Annotated in this window: 11 protein-coding genes; 2 read left to right on the top strand and 9 right to left on the bottom strand. The window is 66.5% G+C overall.

Translation table 11 applies throughout. The features are described 5' to 3' along the window. Positions 1 to 2: 2 nt before the first annotated feature. Both ACQPYM_RS29105 and ACQPYM_RS29100 read right to left on the bottom strand, forming a co-directional pair. Complete coding sequence (locus ACQPYM_RS29105) at positions 3 to 1,058, bottom strand: ribonucleotide-diphosphate reductase subunit beta (protein WP_433006700.1); 1,056 nt, start codon at positions 1,056 to 1,058, stop codon at positions 3 to 5. After that, the gene (locus ACQPYM_RS29100) at positions 1,055 to 3,910 is read right to left on the bottom strand and encodes a ribonucleoside-diphosphate reductase subunit alpha (RefSeq protein ID WP_433006698.1); all 2,856 of its coding nucleotides are present in this window, start codon (positions 3,908 to 3,910) and stop codon (positions 1,055 to 1,057) included. Before ACQPYM_RS29100 ends, ACQPYM_RS29105 begins: the two co-directional genes overlap by 4 nt. Before the next feature lie 113 nt (positions 3,911 to 4,023). On the opposite strand from ACQPYM_RS29100, the gene ACQPYM_RS29095 reads away from it, so the two are divergent. Then, the gene (locus ACQPYM_RS29095; protein ID WP_433006695.1) at positions 4,024 to 4,911 is read left to right on the top strand and encodes a DUF899 family protein; all 888 of its coding nucleotides are present in this window, start codon (positions 4,024 to 4,026) and stop codon (positions 4,909 to 4,911) included. A gap of 38 nt (positions 4,912 to 4,949) precedes the next feature. Continuing rightward, entirely contained in the window at positions 4,950 to 5,444 is a 495-nt protein-coding gene (locus tag ACQPYM_RS29090; protein WP_433006692.1) for a multidrug transporter, read from the top strand. A gap of 158 nt (positions 5,445 to 5,602) precedes the next feature. On the opposite strand, the gene ACQPYM_RS29085 is transcribed toward ACQPYM_RS29090, so the two are convergent. The 7 genes from ACQPYM_RS29085 to ACQPYM_RS29055 all read right to left on the bottom strand — a co-directional run bounded on the left by ACQPYM_RS29085 (position 5,603) and on the right by ACQPYM_RS29055 (position 14,147). After that, the gene (locus ACQPYM_RS29085; protein ID WP_433006689.1) at positions 5,603 to 6,184 is read right to left on the bottom strand and encodes a DinB family protein; all 582 of its coding nucleotides are present in this window, start codon (positions 6,182 to 6,184) and stop codon (positions 5,603 to 5,605) included. Between the two features lie 86 nt (positions 6,185 to 6,270). Then, positions 6,271 to 7,542: a Fic family protein gene (locus tag ACQPYM_RS29080; protein ID WP_433006686.1), complete on the bottom strand. Its 1,272-nt coding sequence runs from the start codon at positions 7,540 to 7,542 to the stop codon at positions 6,271 to 6,273. A gap of 58 nt (positions 7,543 to 7,600) precedes the next feature. After that, a complete protein-coding gene (locus ACQPYM_RS29075; protein WP_433006683.1) occupies positions 7,601 to 8,746 on the bottom strand; it encodes a Wadjet anti-phage system protein JetD domain-containing protein in 1,146 nt (381 codons plus the stop codon). Further along, the gene (locus ACQPYM_RS29070) at positions 8,743 to 11,514 is read right to left on the bottom strand and encodes an ATP-binding protein (RefSeq protein WP_433006680.1); all 2,772 of its coding nucleotides are present in this window, start codon (positions 11,512 to 11,514) and stop codon (positions 8,743 to 8,745) included. Before ACQPYM_RS29070 ends, ACQPYM_RS29075 begins: the two co-directional genes overlap by 4 nt. After that, positions 11,484 to 12,140, bottom strand: a complete 657-nt coding sequence (locus ACQPYM_RS29065) for an ATP-binding protein (protein ID WP_433006677.1) — start codon at positions 12,138 to 12,140, stop codon at positions 11,484 to 11,486. Before ACQPYM_RS29065 ends, ACQPYM_RS29070 begins: the two co-directional genes overlap by 31 nt. Further along, entirely contained in the window at positions 12,133 to 12,723 is a 591-nt protein-coding gene (locus ACQPYM_RS29060; protein WP_433006674.1) for a DUF4194 domain-containing protein, read from the bottom strand. Before ACQPYM_RS29060 ends, ACQPYM_RS29065 begins: the two co-directional genes overlap by 8 nt. Then, positions 12,720 to 14,147, bottom strand: a complete 1,428-nt coding sequence (locus tag ACQPYM_RS29055) for a DUF3375 domain-containing protein (protein ID WP_433006671.1) — start codon at positions 14,145 to 14,147, stop codon at positions 12,720 to 12,722. The genes ACQPYM_RS29060 and ACQPYM_RS29055 overlap by 4 nt, the downstream gene beginning before the upstream one ends. Positions 14,148 to 14,172: the final 25 nt, after the last annotated feature.

Here is a 14,172-nt window from a genome sequence, read left to right as displayed (position 1 = left end):
GGTCAGTCCCAGGTCAGGCCGCCGCCCGACTGGTACTCGATCACCCGGGTCTCGAAGAAGTTCTTCTCCTTCTTCAGGTCCATCACCTCCGACATCCAGCCGAACGGGTTGCGGGTCTCGCCGAAGATCGTTGCGAGGCCGATCTGCTCGGCCCGCCGGTCGGTGACGAAGTGCATGTACTGCGCGCACAGGTCCGCGGTCAGGCCGAGCATGCCGTTCGGCAGCGTCGCGCGGCCGTAGGCGACCTCCAGCTCACAGGCCTCGGTCAGCATCTGCCGCACCTCGGCCTGGAACCGCTCGGTCCACAGGTGCGGATTCTCCAGCTTGATCTGGTTGATGCAGTCGATGCCGAAGTTCAGGTGGATCGACTCGTCGCGCAGGATGTACTGGTACTGCTCGGCGATCCCGACCATCTTGTTGCGCCGGCCGAGCGACAGGATCTGCGCGAAGCCGGTGTAGAACCACATGCCCTCGAAGACGACGTAGAACGCGATCAGGTCGCGCAGGAAGTCGGTGTCCGTCTGCGGCGTACCGGTGCGGAAGTCCGGGTCCTCGAGATGCTGGGTGTACTTCAGCGCCCAGGCGTCCTTGTCCGAGATCGACGGCACCTCGCGGTACATGTTGAACAGTTCGCCCTCGTCCAGGCCGAGCGACGTACAGATGTACTGGAAGGTGTGCGTGTGGACGGCCTCCTCGAACGCCTGGCGCAGCAGGTACTGGCGGCACTCGGGGTTGGTGAGCTGGCGGTAGACCGCGAGCACGATGTTGTTCGCGACCAGCGACTCGGCGGTGGCGAAGAAGCCGAGATTGCGCTTGAGCATCAGCCGCTCGTCCTTGGTCAGGCCGTCTATACTCTTCCAGAGTGAGATGTCCGCCTGCATGGAGACCTCGGTCGGCATCCAGTGGTTGTTGCAGGCGGCAAGGTACTTGTCCCACGCCCACTGGTACTTCAGTGGTAGCAGCTGGTTCACGTCCGCCCGCGCGTTGATCATCGCCTTGTCGGCGACCTCGACGCGAGCGGCTCCGAGGGCGATCTCGCCCAGTCCCGTGGTCGTCACTGGCAGGCCTCGCAATCCGGATCTTCGATGGAGCAAGCAGCACCAGTGGGTTCGGGCAGAGCGACCGGTACTGCGTTGAGGCGGCCGTCCGTTCCTTGCAGGGTGGACTTCTCGACGTGCGTGGCCGACTGGGATCGCAGGTAGTACGTCGTCTTCAACCCGTGCCGCCAGGCCGACCGGTAGAGCTCGTCGAGCGCCTTGCCCGAGGGAGCCGACATGTAGAGGTTGAGCGACTGGGCCTGGTCGAGCCACTTCTGCCGGCGCGATGCGGCCTTGACCAGCCACCACGGGTCGAGCTCGAAGGCGGTCGCGTACAAGTCGCGGAGGTCGGCCGGGATGCGGTCGATCTGGGAGAGGACGCCGTCGTGGTACTTGAGATCCGACACCATCACCTGGTCCCAGAGGCCGCGCGCCTTGAGGTCGGCGACGAGGTACGGGTTGGCGACGGTGAACTCACCGGACATGTTCGACTTCACGAACAGGTTGCGGTAGATCGGCTCGATCGACTGGCTGACCCCGCAGATGTTGGAGATCGTCGCGGTCGGCGCGATCGCGAGCACGTTGGAGTTGCGCATGCCGTCGCGCAGTACCTTCTGGCGCAGCGCGTCCCAGTCGAGCCGCCTGCTCGTGTCGACGGTGAGGTCGCCGTCGCGTGCCTCGCGGAGCAGCTCGATCGAGTCGATCGGGAGGATGCCCTGGCTCCACAGCGATCCGTCGTACGTCCGGTACCGGCCGCGCTCGGCCGCCAGCTCGCTCGACGCCTCGATCGCGTGGTAGCTGATCTGCTCCATCGAGGTGTCGGCGAACTCGACCGCCGCGTCGGAGGCGTAGGGGATCCGGAGCGCGAAGAGCGCGTCGGCGAAGCCCATCAGGCCGAGGCCGACCGGGCGGTGCCGCTGGTTCGCGCGCTCCGACTCCGGTGTGGTGTAGAGGTTCACGTCGATGACGTTGTCGAGCATCCGGACGGCTGTCTTCACGGTGTCGCGAAGCAGGTCCGCGTCGAGGCCGGTACTGGTGAGGCCGTTGCCGGTGAGCTCGTTGCTGGTGAGATGGGCGACCAGGTTGACCGAGCCGAGGTTGCAGACCGCGGTCTCGTCGACCGTCGTGTTGAGCGTGATCTCGGTGCACAGGTTGGAGGAGTGGACCACGCCGTCATGCTGCTGGGGCGACCTGAGGTTGCACGCGTCCTTGAAGGTGATCCACGGGTGACCGGTCTCGAACAACACGGTCAGCATCCGGCGCCACAGGTCGACGGCCTTGACCCGGCGGAACACCCGGATCTCGCCTCTGTCGGCGGCCTTCTCGTAGTTCTCGTACGCCGTTGCGAAGGCCGCGCCGTACAGGTCATGCAGGTCCGGCACCTCGTCGGGGGAGAACAGCGTCCAGTCGCTTTTGGACTCGACCCGCTGGAGGAAATGGTCGGGTACCCAGTTGGCGGTGTTCATGTCGTGGGTGCGGCGGCGCTCGTCACCGGTGTTCTTGCGCAGGTCGAGGAACTCTTCGATGTCGAGGTGCCAGGTTTCGAGGTACGCGCAAACCGCGCCCTTGCGCTTGCCGCCCTGGTTGACGGCGACGGCGGTGTCGTTGGCGATCTTGAGGAACGGTACGACGCCCTGCGACTCGCCGTTGGTGCCGCGGATCTTCGCGCCGATGCCGCGGACGGGGGTCCAGTCGTTGCCGAGGCCACCGGAGTACTTGGCCAGCAGTGCGTTGTTGCGGATGCCGGTGAAGATGCCGGCCAGGTCGTCGTCGACGGTGGTGAGGAAGCATGACGACAGCTGCGGCCGCGTCGTACCGGAGTTGAAGAGCGTCGGCGTCGAGGACATGAACCGGAACGAGCTGAGCAACTCGTAGAACTCGATCGCGCGTTCCTCGCGGTTCTCCTCCTTGAGCGCGATACCCATCGCGACGCGGAGGAAGAACGCCTGCGGGAGCTCGAATCTCGTCTTGTCGATGTGCAGCAGGTAGCGGTCGTACAACGTCTGCAGGCCGAGGAACGCGAAGTCCAGATCGCGCTCCGGCTTGATCGCCGCGGCCAGCTTGGTGAGGTCGAAGGTGGTCAGCTCGGGATCGAGCAGTCCGGCCTCGATCCCGACTTCGAGATAGCGCGGGAAGTAGTCGACGTACGCCGTGGCCATGTCGGCCTGGCTCGCCTGCCGCGGCTCACCGTGGACACGGCCGAGCGTCTCGCGCCGGATCTGGTCGAGCAGCAAACGACTGGCCGCGAAGCTGTACTGCGGTTCGGTCTCGACGTACCCGCGAGCGGCCATCACCAGGGCGAGCTCGACCTCGTGCTGGGCCATGCCGTCGTAGCAGGAGCCGAGAGTTTCGTTGAGGATCAGTTCGGCATCGACTGCTTCGAGGCCGGCTGCCGCTTCGGCGACGATCAGGCGAAGCCGCTCGACGTCCAGGGGAGCGGTGGTGCCGTCCGGTGCTTGAACGGTGATTGTTTTGCTGGTGCTTTCGCTGAGGCCTGCCGCGTTGTCGGGGGTGCGGGCTTTTGTGCGCTCTTCGCGGTACAGGACGTAGGCGCGGGCGACCTGGTGTTCGCCGGCGCGCATGAGCGCGAGCTCGACTTGGTCTTGGATGTCCTCGACGTGGACGCTGCGGCGGGCGTCACCGCGGCTGGTCAGCGCGTCGAGCACGCGGTGGGTGAGGTCGGCGATGACGTCCCGGACGCGGTGGCCGGCGCCGGCCTCGGCTCCCTCGACGGCGAGGAAGGCTTTGCTGAGCGCGACCGAGATCTTGGTCGCGTCGAAGGGGGTACTGCTGCCGTCGCGCCGCACGACGGTGAGCTGGATCGACCGGGCCGAGTCGGTGGCCCTCGGCTGATCTGACGAAACGATGGTCACAGGCGCTCTCTCTACATGTTGTGGTGCAGCTCGGTCAGAACCACTAGCGGTAGTGACTCTAAAGCGAGCAATCCCATATGTAGTGGCACGACGCGCCGCGTGTCCCACATCTTGTGTCCGGGCGCTGGTGGAGCTCGGCCGCCGACGCGATCAGCATCATCGCCGGCGAACGAGACGGACGACTGGCCCTGTGCGCCTCGCCGACCTGCCAAGCCGCCTTCTTCGACACCAGCCAGAGCCGCACCCGCAAATGGTGTGACATGAACACCTGCGGGAACCGTCAGAAGAAGGCACGCTTCAACGCCAACACCGCAAGAACCCCTGATCTCGGGAGGACTCGGATGAAGTTGCCCGACGTCGTCACGGCGGAGCAGTGGCAGAAAGCCCGCGATGCTCTGCTGGTCAAGGAGAAAGAACTCACCCACGCCTTGGATGCGCTGGCTGCGGAGCGCCGGCGGCTTCCGATGGTGCGCTTCGATACTGGCTACGTGTTCACCGGCCAGGGTGGGAAGGCCCGGCTGGCGGACCTGTTCGAAGGCCGCCGCCAGTTGATCGTCTACCAGATGATGGATCTGGGCCCGGACGACTACTGCAACGGCTGCTCGAGCTTCGTCGACAACATCGGCCACCTGGCGCACCTGAACGCCCGCGACACCACCTTCGTCGTGGTCTCGGACATGCCGCCGGAGCAGCTGTTCGCCTGGCGCAGGCGGATGGAGTGGACGATGCCGTTCTTCTCCTCCCGCGACACAACGTTCGCCACCGACTGCGGCCTGGACGGCGGCTTCGGCCTCAGCGTCTTCCTCCGCGACGGCAACCAGGTCTACCGAACGTACTTCACCCAAGCCCGAGGAGTAGACCGCCTCCGCCCCGACTTCAACCTCCTGGACCTGACCCCCTACGGCCGCCAAGAAACCTGGGAAGACTCCCCGCCGGGTTGGCCCCAAGACGAAACCATGTCCTGGCTACGCCACCACGACGAGTACCCGGACCAGCAGTAACTCCCGCAGCTTTGGATTCCCACCGGCAGACTGGCCCGGTGAGAAATCCGAAGGCTGCCGTGCTGGCGCGGTTGCGCATGCTCGCCGGGCTGGAGCTGTTCAACATCGTCTTGTTCGGCTGGCTCATATTCGTCCTCCGGGACGCCCCGGCGACCGCGGCGAATCTGGCCGGCTTCGCGCTCTTCGCTCTCCACCTCGGCGTTGGCGCGTCGTACTGGCTGGCCAAAGGCTGGCAGCTCCGAGCGGGCCGCCCCGAGCCGCCGGGCATCGGCGTGTTCCGTCGGCTACGGCTCGCCTGCGAAGCTGGCCTGGTCGTCGGTCTGGTGGTGATCGCTCTCGGAGGGATCGCGGCGGTCTCCTGGTCGACCTGGTTGCCGGGGGCGCTCTTGTACGGGTTGGCGGCGGCTGAGTATGTCAACTACTTCCATTGGCAACTGATGTACGACAACCCCGCCGATCTCCGCCGTCTGCGCCGCACCAGGCGCCTGCACCGATCTCACCTGCATGCCGACCTGCGCGCTTCCGGCGGCTGAGTGGCTGGGCCTGGCCGCCGAGGGGTGCTCTCCTGAGCGGTGGATGGAGGCGTGCCTCGACGGCCAGGCGAAGGGGGGAGGATGGCTGAGGGCTGAGGGCCGCGGCCTGCGGCTGGTGGGTGGTGGGTGGTGGGTGGTCAGGGTCTGGGGGTGGTGGGTCAGGCGGCCAGGGCGTGGAGGTCTTGGAGGGTCATGATTTCTGAGCCGTGGTGGATCAGTTCTCGGTTGAGGCGGAGGACTACGTGGCCGAAGGGTTCTGCGGCGTCCAGTTCGGTGGCTTGGCTGAGGCCGACCGTCATCGCCTCCTCTTCGTCCAGTTCGGCGATTGAGTCGCGCCAGGCTTCTACCCAGTGGGCCAGCCAGGCGACGGCGTCCTGGGCGTTGCCGTGCAGGGTGATGTCGGCGCGGCCTTGTTTGCTGGCGCCGAAGGTCCACTCCCAGCGCTCGAAGAACGTCTCGGTGAGATGCGCGATCAGCCAGGCGATCGTCCGTGGCCCACGGTGATCGGGCTCGTCCGGCCACTGCGCCACCCATTCGCCTGAGCCGAGCGATCTGAACCGGCCCGCGTACTGCCGCCTCACCACGGTCAGCGCCTCGCTGCTCGGCCGCCAGAAGTACTGCTCGTCCGTCAGTGTCGCGAGACGCCCCGACAGCACCATCCAGCTGAAGCCGAGCTGCCCCCGCACCATCGCCATCGCGGTCGGCCGCTGCAAGATCTCCCAGTCGAACGGCTGCGGCATCACAAGTCCTCACACTCCCCGATTTGATCCAGCTCTCGAACGTATGTTCGAATTGTTCATCGAGGAAGCGAGGAAAGTCAATCAGCTCAGCGTGTCGGTCCCGGCACTGAAGGAACAGGTCTGCTAGGCGGTGCGATCCGGGTATCCGCCGCCGGGCTGGCGAAGCGGCGTTCGAGGAGGGTGAAGGCATCGATCAGTTCAGGAGCTTCGTAGACGCGGTTGCGGCGACCATCGGTGAGCTCGCGCAGGACGGCGGCCTCGGTCAGGCGGGTGAGGGCCTGGTTGGCGGCCTGCTGTGATCTGCCGATGAGTTCGGCTGCCGCTCCGAGGGTGAGCACCGGCGCAGCGGGCAGGGTCTCGATCAACAGGTCGACCGCGGACCCGGCGCGCACCGGCGCGGCCCGCTCACGCCAGGCGGTCTTGAGGTCCGCGGCGGTCTGCTCGAACCGCGCGGCCTCGGCGGTCGCGTGGCTGCACGCCGTCGCGAACATGAGCAGCCATTCGTTCGCCACACCGCGAGCGCGTGCGTTCGTCGCCTTGCCGGTGTGCCGGAAGGCGGTCAGCGCTTCGACGTACTGCGTTGCGTGGGTGGCCAGCGACAGGGATACCGGCGGCACGCTTCGGGTGACCAGGCCTTCGGCTCGTAGTACGAGGTGGATCAGGGCGCGGCCGGTTCGGCCGTTGCCGTCGGCAAAGGGGTGGATCGTCTCGAACTGGGCGTGCGCGATCCCGGTTTTGGCCAGTACGGGCAGCCGTGATTCCCGCACGAAGGTCATCAGGTCTTCGAGGAGCTCCGGCACCAGTTGGGCCGGCGGCGGCACGTAGTACGCCTCGGCGGGGGAGCGGCCGCCGATCCAGTTCTGCAGATACCGCACCTCGCCGCCGAACTCGGGGTTCGGCGAGTGCGCCATCAATCGCCGGTGCGCCTCCAGCAGGTGCTCGACCTCGAGCTTGTCTCCGGCCTGCACCGACTCGGTCACCCACACCATCGCGTCGACCGCGCCAAGCACCTCCTCGGCCGTCACGTCATGATGACGAGCGTTCTCCCGCAACGCTTCGGCCTTCAGCAATCGCCTGGCCCCCACCACCAATCCCTCGATCTGCGACGACCCAACCGCCTCGGCCCGCAACAACAGCCGAGCCAACGCCTCACTGTTCGTCAGCACTGCGGCGGTCGCGTCCAGTCGCGCAAGATCCCCGGCCGCATCCTCCAGCGCGGCCAACACCTCTTCGCTGAGGTCGAACTCCCGTCCCGCCAGCGGATCCGGGAAGTACATCTCGTACGACCCGCCCAGGCGCTCAGCCCGGGTGAACCCATCCGGATGCCCCGGCCACCGATGCAACTCCACCCGCGCCATGCCTACCACCATCCCTTATTCAAGCTTAAGACACAACCTTGAATAAGCGTCAGTAACCTCAGCGATAGTCGAAACGTTCCTGGGCCCAGGCCCAGTCGATGCGCTCCTGCTCGAGGCGGATGCGCTCGCCGAACCGGGCGGTGACCAGGTCGGAGTACAGCGCCATCTCCTCGGTCGTGAGACGGGCAAGATGTGCCGCGGTCGGTGAGGGCTCGCTGCCCCAGCGTTCACGATGAGCCAGGAAGGTGTTGCGGTCCATAAGAAACGACCGTGTCTGTGGCAGCCACGCCCTCAGTTGGTTGAGGATCGCAAATCCGTGGGTGTCCAGGTCGCCCCAGTAGAGCACCTCGGCGGCCCGCAACCAGGGAAGCGAACCGGGTCGATTCACCTCGAATCCCTTCCCCCACAGCACGATGCCGCCGGCTGGGACAGGCACGCTCAAGAAGGTGATCTCGTTCTCCACGATCACGGCGGTTCGCACGTCGAGGCTCAGCTGAGCCAACTCCGCCAGCCGTACCGACGCTTCGGAGAACGGGGATGCGAGGCCCAGTTCCGGAGCGGGACGCAGCCGCAGCATTTCGGGTTTGGCGCGTAAGCCCAAGCCGGCGAGGAAACCCGACGAGGAGGTGGGGACATCCAGCAACTGGGCCAGGATGGCTCGATGCCGCTCAACGAATTTGGTGTCTACGCCAGGCGCACTGATTTCGCGAAGGTATCTGGCAGAACCCTTCGCCGCGGCGAGCCAGCGATAGGCGGACAGTAAAGTGGGCCAGTCCGGTCCGAGTTCGAGCGCTCGGAGCGGGTGACGGGCGACCCAGGAGTTCACCACCGGTTCTTGCGCGGTCAGCGAGACGATTTCGGCGTATTCCTTGGCCTTGCCGGAGACACCGAGCAGCGACCAGGCCTGCTGGTACGACGTGACCTGTGCGCGCGCAGGCAGTTCGTTGCGCCCGATCAGGCGACCGCCGATCGGGACATACTTGAGGGTGTAGTGGGTGTCACCACGACGACCTGCATCAAGCGCCGCGATCCATGCCTGCACCGAGCCGATGTCGTCGCCGATCTGCGCGGGCCGCGGGCCGCGCAGTGCGATATCGATGACCGGGAACGGCTCGCCCGCCGCCAGGGCTCGCAGCAGGGTGCCGTCGTTCCAGCGGCGCAGGACCCGTGCCCGGATGTCGGAGACCGATGTCCAGCTGGTCACGCCGGGCGGCCCTCTCGCCGCTGCCGGAACTCCTCGATCGTCAGAGTCTGAAGCCGCGAGAAGCTGCCGGTCGGGTTGTCGACGAATCCGATCGCGTGGACATAGGGCTCGATCACATGCACCTTCTGCAGCGGCGTCACGATCAGCAGTTGCAGGCCGAGCTTGGCGAACAGCTCCAGCGCGTAGCGGGTGGACCCATCGGATCCGCGCCCGAAGGCCTCGTCGATGACGGCGAACCGGAAGTCCTTCGACTTTTCCGCACCCCATTCGAGGCCGAACTGGTAAGCGAGCGAGGCGGCCAGGATCGTATAGGCCAGCTTCTCCTTCTGACCGCCCGACTTACCGTCGGAGTCGCGGTAGTGTTCCCATTCCTGGTTTGTCTCCCGGTCGCGCTCGGAGGCCGAGAACGTGAACCAGTTCCGGACGTCGGTCACCCGCCGGGTCCACGCCTTGTCAGCGTCGGCATGCCCGTCCCGGCCGCGGAAGCGATCGATGATCCGCTGCACCTCGAGGAAGCGTTGCTCGGAGTACTGGTCGTCGTCCGGCGTCAGCGTGTCGTCCGTTGCCGTCCGCAGGTCACTCCGGAAGTTCTGGACCTCCTGGTTGATGGTGCGCTCGGCGACCAGGGTGATGTACCGGCCGGGACTGTAGTCGATCGCGCCGAGCGCCTCGTTGATCCGGGCGACCCGGGAATGAATCTCGTCGGACTGCCGCCGGAGCCAGTTGTTGAACTGCGCCAACTCCCGGATCGTGTTGGTGTTGAGTTGTCGCTTGAACTCGTTCTCGAACCGGGGCAGGTCATCAGTGGCCACCCGGTCGTGGAACGCCCGGAACTCGCCCCGGGCATCGATGTCCGCGTCCATCTCGGTCGTCGCCTCGGGCCAGCGGCGGCGGACCTCGCTCATGTACTGAAGCATGCTCTGGGTGTAACCACCCAGTTCGCGACCGATCCGGTCGATGGTCGCCTGAAGTTCGGTGGTCAGCGACTCGGCTGCAGGGGCACACCGGCCGGATTCAGTCGGCAAGTTGCTGCCGAGCAGGACTTCCAGTTCGCTGTACGACGCTCTGGCGCTCGCCGCAGTTGCGGTGGGTGGACTGCCGACCAGTCGCTGATCCGCCTGGCGGAGCTCTTCCGCGCGTTTGATCCGCTCTTCGAGTACCCGGACATCACCGGTGAGCTCGGTGAGCTTGTCCTGCAACGCCGCGGTCTGCTCAGCGTTCTCGGCCAGGCGTCGTTCGATCTCCGCCAGCGCGGACGAGCCGTCGGCCAGCCGCTGCCGCTCCGCCTCTGCCGCCTCGGCCCGGGCGACCGCGTCGTGCCAGTCCAGCTCGCTCCAGGACGTGTAGACCTCCAGGTTCGCCAGCGCGGTCAGCTTGGCGGCCAGCTTCCCGCTCTCTACCTGCAGTGCATCGAAGCGCTGCTCGGATGCCAGCAACTGCTGCTGTTGCTCCAGGAGCTGCTCCGTCAGGGCTTCGACCTTTCGCTCGTTCAGCCAGCCGAGCACCCATCCACGGGGATCGTCGACGCGGGACCGGTCGTCCTTCTCGTGCCGGTCGCCCGAGCGGACCTGGCCCTCGCGGGTCACGGCCCGATGCTCGTCGCGGAACTGTTCGACGGACTCGACGCAGCGATAGTCAGCACGGCGGACGAGCTCGTCCCGCAGGTAGTCCTGGAACGGGCCGTCGGCGATGTCCAGCGTGCCAGCGAGCAGCAACGCGCCCGTAGCCCCGGTTGATCGCAGCGGCACCCGCCGCGCTGCCACGCGCTCGTAGACCAAGCGGCTGCCGGTCACCCGGCCGTCGTTGCGCCGATAGGTCAGGCGGTTCTCGTTGACCCAGCGAGCGACCCGGCTGTAGTGCCGCTGTGGGACGAGCAGTGACAAGGCGAAGCCGCGCAGGACGCGTTCTGCCGCTCCTCGCCATTCGGCGAACTCGTCGGCGACATCGAGCAGTTCACCGGCGAACGGTAGGTCGCTCTCGTCAAGACCGAGTTCCTGGCACAGCTGGGCCCGGACCACGAGCTGGCTACTGGGCAAGTTGCTCGTGCGGCCCGCCAAGCTGGTCAGTTCGGCCCGGGTCTCCTCGCCCTGACGACGGAGTTGAGCGCGTTGCCCGCTGCATTCGGCGAGCTCGTCGGTCAGGCCGGCCTGTCGTGTCTCCAGGCCGGCCCGGCTCTGCTCCAGCCGAACGGTCAAGGCCGCGAAGCCCTCGGCATCGGTCACCGGGTCGAGACCGGCGGTCTGGACCCGCGGGTCGAAGCCGTCGCGGCGTTGCTTTCGATCGGACGCCTGCGACCGGGCCGTCTGGGCTTCCGCCTCCAGGTGGCTCACTCGGTCACCGCCGGCGGAGGAGCGATCGGCGATGAGCTTCTCGCGCTCCTGGCCGGCGACCAGGAGCGCCTGTTTGGTCTCGGCGCCCTCTCCTGCCTGGGCGGCCCGCTGCGCCTCGTTCGCCGCGATCTCCTCGGTGAGCAGCCGGATTCGTAGCTCGGCGAAGAACAGCCGTACCGCGTCACGGTGCCGTTCGTGCATGTTCCGGCGGGCCAGTGCGGCGTCGTACTTGTCACTGGTCGAGACGAGCGGGCGCAGCGCGTCGAGCTGGTCCCGGGCGCGTCTGACCGCGTCGTGCGCCTTGGTCAGGTCCTCGAAGTGGGCGACGATGCCCTTGACCCGCTCGGACGCGTCGACAGGCTCCAGCATGTGGTTGCGGACGAACTCGTTGAGGTTGCCGACCGACTTCATCGACACGGTCTGATGGAACAGTTCCATCGCCTGCTCCGACCGAATGCCCAGCAGGTGCCGGACCTGGCGGGAGTAGTCCGGGAAACGCCGTGGATCTCGGCCCCACCGGCGCGCAGGCGCCGCCGCAGCTCTTTGAGATCGGATCCGAAAGCGGTGAACTCCCGCTCGATCGCAAGTTCCTTCGGCGAGGTGACGAAGAAGCGATCCGGCTGGCCGGCCTTGTCCTTCTGATGGAAGACCTGTGCCAGCGTCACGGTCTCTCCGTAACCCTCGTTGACGAACACCCCGAGCAGGACGGAGTACGACGTGTGGTTGCGCAGGCCGATCGGGCGCGACGTACCGGATGCCTCGATGCGCTCGGACTTGTAGTGGCCCTCGACGTAGCTGCGCAGCGTTCGTTCCTTCGCCTCTGCCCCGGCCGCCTTGTTGTAGGAGATCTTGTGGGCCGGAAGCAGCAGGGTCGTCACCGCGTCGACGAGCGTGGACTTCCCGCTGCCGATATCACCGGTGAGCAGGGCTGTCTCGCCGCCCGGTGTGAGGCGCCAGATCCGCTCGTCGAAGGTGCCCCAGTTGAAGACCTCAAGATGGTGCAGCCGGTAACCGGCCCCGACGCCGGCCTGGAGCTCGACCGCCGAGAACAGTCCGTCAGTCATCGCCGCTCCTTTCCGCCGCGGCGGCGTACTCCTGCAGCTTCCCAGCAAAATCGGAAAGGGTTTGGGCATCGACGTACGCCTTCAGGATGCGGCGGACCTCCCACTGGTCGGTCTGGCCCCGGAGCTGGCGGAGGAAGCCCAGCTCGGCTGCCTTCTTGATCGTTGTCTCAACCTGGTCGATGACCCGGGCCTCGTTGGTCGAGTCGGCCAGGAACAGTCGCACCATCTCGACGAGTTGGTCGCGGCTCATCACCAGCTTGCCTTCGCCGCCGAGGGTCTCGAACTCCACCAGGCGCTTGCGTAACAGGACCAGCAGCAAGCTGAGGTTGTAGGTGAGGCTGCGCCGGTTCACCAGGCGGGGGAGCGCATTCTCACCGTCGTTGTCTTCCTGGCTCCGCAGATAGGCGTAGCCCTCGGTGTCGTCGACGATGACGTCGATACCGATGACGGCGAAGTGGTCGCGGACAGCCGGGCCGTGCCGGTGCAGAGCGGTCCAGGTGTCCTCGTCCGTCTCGCGGTAGGCGACGCCGCGGATCAGCCGAATGATCGCGGTGGCGACCGCGTGCTCCTCAGGTGTTCTCACCGTCGAATCACCGTGACCTTCGGCAACCGCGCACGCCTGACGATATCTCCGTCGGTGTACTCGATCACGGTCTCGTCGCCTTCGTCCATCACTACCTCGATGTCCTCGTCGGTGATGGCCAGGTAGCCGACGATCTCCGCCGCGCCGTGCTCCACGGGATACAGGTCGATGATGTCGCTGAGCAGCGCCGAACTCCGCTCCGGGACCAGGGAACGGATGTTCTCGGCCAGCCGGGCCTGGTCGACGAAGCTCTGGTCGAGAAGGGCGGCGACATCCACGGTCTCGTTCTCGCCCGGCGGCAGCAGGCTGTCGACGCGTGCCGCCGGCCTGGCGTCGTAGAGCGGGCGTTCGAACGGCAGCGCGATCCGCACGCCTGGCTCGTCGATCTCCAGGCCGAGCTGCGGTGGTGTCGCGCGGCACGCCAGCGCCGCGGTCTCCACCTGCCGGACCAGGTCGACCACTCGCCGGTTCTCCAACCACACCTGGTCGTCCAGGAACCGCCGGAGTTGCTCCGAGATCTGCCGCACGGTTCGCTGGGTGCGCTCAGCCGCCTCGGACCAGTCGTGATGGATCGTGAGCAGGTGCCGGTCGGTCTCGAGTTGGTCAAGGGCCTGCACCCGGGTCAGCAGGGCGGACAGCTCGTCCTGGCGTGCTTCGGAGAGCAGGAAGTCGTAGAACGCCTGGAAGCTGCGGCCCTGGTCCGAACCGTTGATGTCGGCACGAGTGCCTACCAGTTCGGCAAGCAGGTCGCCCTTGCTGCCCTCCCACGCCGCGATCTGCTCTCGAGCCGCCCGATCGAGCGTACGGAAGTTCTCTTCCACCTCCCGGAAGTCCGACAGCATTTGCCGGGCGGTGGAAGAGAACTGCTGGTAGCGGTCGCGCAGGGCGACCCGGTCCAGCAGGGTCACGGTGCCGGCTTCGACCTCGGCGATCTCCCGGTCGATCGCCTCGCGTCGTCGCCGGAGCTCGGCCAACCGGATGTCAGGGTCGGTCTCCGTGCCGTGGGTGATCTGGCGCAACAGTTCGACGACGGTGTGCAGGCGGGATTCGGTCCCGACGAACGTCCTGATCTGAAGGCCGGTTGTCCACGAGTAGGCCTTCTCGAAAGCCGGGGTCGCATCGTAGTGGACCTCGTCCGAACCGAGAGGATAGAAGCGTCGTAACCAGCCTGCCTCGACGGCAGCCCAGTCCTCCAGGTAGTCGGTGGCGCGTTTAGGGTAGCGGGGCTGCCCCGGGGTGGCGGAGTTCAGCGCAAAGAGCTCGTCGTCCAGAGCTGCCGCGAGAACGGCCGCGGACGTCGCGCCGTGATTCTCGTCGACGAAGAATCGGCCGAGGAAAGTCAGTACCAGGGGTGCGTTGCCGGCGCGCAGCAGCCGCCAGGCAGGATGCTTGTCCCGCAGGCGTTCTATCGCCTCGTGCTCCACGCCGATCCTCCCGTCGATCTGCAGG

Origin of the sequence: Kribbella sp. CA-294648, assembly GCF_050943845.1 — a bacterium.
GTDB lineage: Bacteria > Actinomycetota > Actinomycetes > Propionibacteriales > Kribbellaceae > Kribbella.
This window is presented reverse-complemented; position numbering and strand designations above follow the sequence as displayed.